Source organism: Labrys sp. KB_33_2, from assembly GCF_052114505.1.
Lineage (GTDB): Bacteria > Pseudomonadota > Alphaproteobacteria > Rhizobiales > Labraceae > Labrys.
This window is the reverse complement of record NZ_JBFREW010000060.1, coordinates 1-2,475: the sequence shown is the minus strand read 5'-3', so window position 1 is coordinate 2,475 and position 2,475 is coordinate 1. Positions and strand designations below refer to the sequence as shown.

Here is a 2,475-nt window from a genome sequence, read left to right as displayed (position 1 = left end):
GGTAAGCGTCGTCCTGTTCCCACCTTTCGTTTCTCGAGTTTGCCTGGCAGGCTGACGGTCTCTGAATCGGGATCGTTTTGTGTCTAGATTTGACCTTACGCTTGACCCTGAGCGGGTTCCCCGCCGGCTTGAAGTGATCAATGGCGCCGGTGGGCGTCGCCGTTGGTCAGCGGATGAGAAGTCGCAGATCGTAGAAGAGACGCTAGCGCCTGGTGCGATCGTGTCGGAGATCGCGCGTCGCCACGGCCTGCGCCCTCAGCAGGTTTTTGGCTGGCGCCGAGATGCGCGGATTGATCGGGACATACTGGATCAGGCGCCGCCATCCTTCGTGCCTGCGGTGATCGAAGCGTCTGCTGCGGTTCCCAGTCCAGCACCTCCTCCCGCAAGGCGGCGTCGCGCGGCGAAGCGATCGACGGGCGGGATCGAGTTGGAGATCGACGGCGTCGTGGTGCGGGTCGGCGCCGGCGCGAGCGCAGAGACGATCACGGCGGTGATCGCCGCCTTGAAGGCGAGCCCGTGATCGGTCCGACGGGTGCCGTCCGCGTCATGGTGGCGACCAAAGCGGTGGACTTCCGCAAAGGCGCTGAGGGTCTTGCAGCCCTGGTCCGGGAGGCAATGTCGAGCGATCCCTTCAGCGGCACGGTCTATGTGTTCCGAGCCAAGCGTGCCGACCGGATCAAGCTGATCTTCTGGGACGGGACAGGGATGTGTCTGTATGCCAAGCGCCTTGAAGATGGGAAGTTCCAATGGCCGAGCCTGGGCGACAGCGTGGTGCGGCTGACATCGGCTCAGCTCTCAGCCCTTCTGGAGGGCCTGGATTGGCGGCGCGTTCACGAGGCGCGCGAGGGGCGGATTCCGAAGAACCCATCGTGATGGCCAAGAGCTATAAATCACTCGCAAGCCACTGACGAATATGGTTGAATCGGTGCATGGCAACTGGCGTCGATGCACTCCCTGACGATCCTGGAACACTCAAGGCGATGCTGATTGCCGAGCGTGCCCGGGCCGAACGTCTGGAGCAGATCATTAAGGAGCTGCAGCGCCATCGCTTCGGCAAACGGGCCGAGACGTTGCCGGAAGATCAACTGCTGCTGGGACTGGAAGAGGTCGAGCAGACCCACGCCACCCAAGAGGCCGAGGGCGAAGCGGTATCGCCTGCGCGCAAGGCGGAACGGGTTGCCAAGCGCCGGGCGAACCGCGGCGCACTGCCCGCTCATCTACCGCGCGTCGAGACCGTGGTCGACATCGAGGACCAGAGCTGCCCTTGCTGCAGCCATCCCCTGCATATGATCGGCGAGGATCGGGCCGAGCGGCTCGATATCATCCCGGCCCAGTTCCGGGTCCTGGTGGTGCGCCGGCCCAAATATGCCTGCCGGGCCTGTGAGGACGTGGTGGTGCAAGCACCCGCGCCCGCCCGGCTGATCGAAGGGGGCATGCCGACCGAGGCGACCGTCGCCCAGGTCCTGGTCTCCAAATACGCCGACCACCTCCCACTCTACCGCCAGGCACAGATCTATGCCAGGCAGGGCGTCACTCTCGACCGCTCGACACTGGCCGATTGGGTCGGGCGTGCCGCCTTCCTGCTCCGCCCGGTGCATGAGCGGCTACTGGCGATCCTGAAGGGCTCGACCAAGCTGTTCGCCGACGAGACGATCGCGCCGGTGCTCGATCCGGGACGCGGACGAACCAAGACGGGCCAGCTCTTCGCCTATGCCCGCGATGATCGCCCTTGGGGTGGCACGGATCCGCCGGCGGTCGCCTATGTCTATGCCCCCGACCGCAAGGCCGAGCGGCCGATTGCCCATCTCGACGGCTTTACCGGCGTGCTGCAGGTCGATGGCTATGGCGGCTACCGTGTGCTGGCCGAGAAGAACGCTGTATCGCTGGCCTTTTGCTGGGCCCATGTCCGCCGCCGCTTCTTCGAGCTCGCAGCGGCCGGTCCGGCACCAACTGCCAGCGAGGCGCTCGAACGCATTGCAGCGCTCTATCAGATCGAGGCCCAGATCCGAGGCCGGAGCGCCAAGGAGCGGCGTGCTGTTCGCCAGGACAAAAGCCGGCCGATCATCGAGGCGCTCGAACCTTGGCTGAAGACCAAGCTCGCCACGATCAGCCAGAAGACCAAGCTTGCCGAAGCCATCCGTTATGCGCTCTCATGTTGGACCGGCCTCAGCCGCTTCCTCGACGATGGTCGCATCGAAATCGACAACAACATCGTCGAGCGCTCCATCCGCCCGCTCGCACTTACGCGCAAGAATGCCCTCTTTGCAGGATCCGATGGTGGTGCCGAACATTGGGCCGTCATCGCCTCCCTGATCGAAACTTGCAAGCTCGGCAACGTCGATCCCCAGGCCTATCTCCTCCACACCATCTCCAGGATCGTCAACGCTCATCCCAACAGCCGTATCGATGAGCTCATGCCATGGGCATATGCCGAGGCAGAAAAACTGCGCGACGTGGCCTGAAAACGACGCTTAC

Annotated in this window: 3 protein-coding genes; all 3 read left to right on the top strand. The window is 64.1% G+C overall.

What is annotated here, in order from left to right:
- Positions 1–79: 79 nt before the first annotated feature.
- The 3 genes from tnpA to tnpC are packed head-to-tail and all read left to right on the top strand — an operon-like array spanning position 80 to position 2,462.
- Positions 80–520 carry an IS66-like element accessory protein TnpA gene (gene tnpA / locus AB4037_RS34470; RefSeq protein ID WP_441774655.1) on the top strand — a complete coding sequence of 147 codons (441 nt, stop codon included), beginning with the start codon at positions 80–82 and terminating at the stop codon, positions 518–520.
- A gap of 26 nt (positions 521–546) precedes the next feature.
- On the top strand, positions 547–873 hold the full coding sequence (gene tnpB / locus AB4037_RS34465; RefSeq protein ID WP_441774656.1) for an IS66 family insertion sequence element accessory protein TnpB: 327 nt from the start codon (positions 547–549) through the stop codon (positions 871–873).
- A gap of 56 nt (positions 874–929) precedes the next feature.
- A complete protein-coding gene (gene tnpC / locus AB4037_RS34460) occupies positions 930–2,462 on the top strand; it encodes an IS66 family transposase (RefSeq protein WP_441774654.1) in 1,533 nt (510 codons plus the stop codon).
- The last annotated feature ends 13 nt before the right edge of the window (positions 2,463–2,475 follow it).

Coding starts and splice junctions, on each gene's coding strand:
- tnpB (WP_441774656.1), top strand. CDS start 547: ATGGTGGCGACCAAAGCGGTGGACTTCCGCAAAGGCGCTGAGGGTCTT.
- tnpC (WP_441774654.1), top strand. CDS start 930: ATGGCAACTGGCGTCGATGCACTCCCTGACGATCCTGGAACACTCAAG.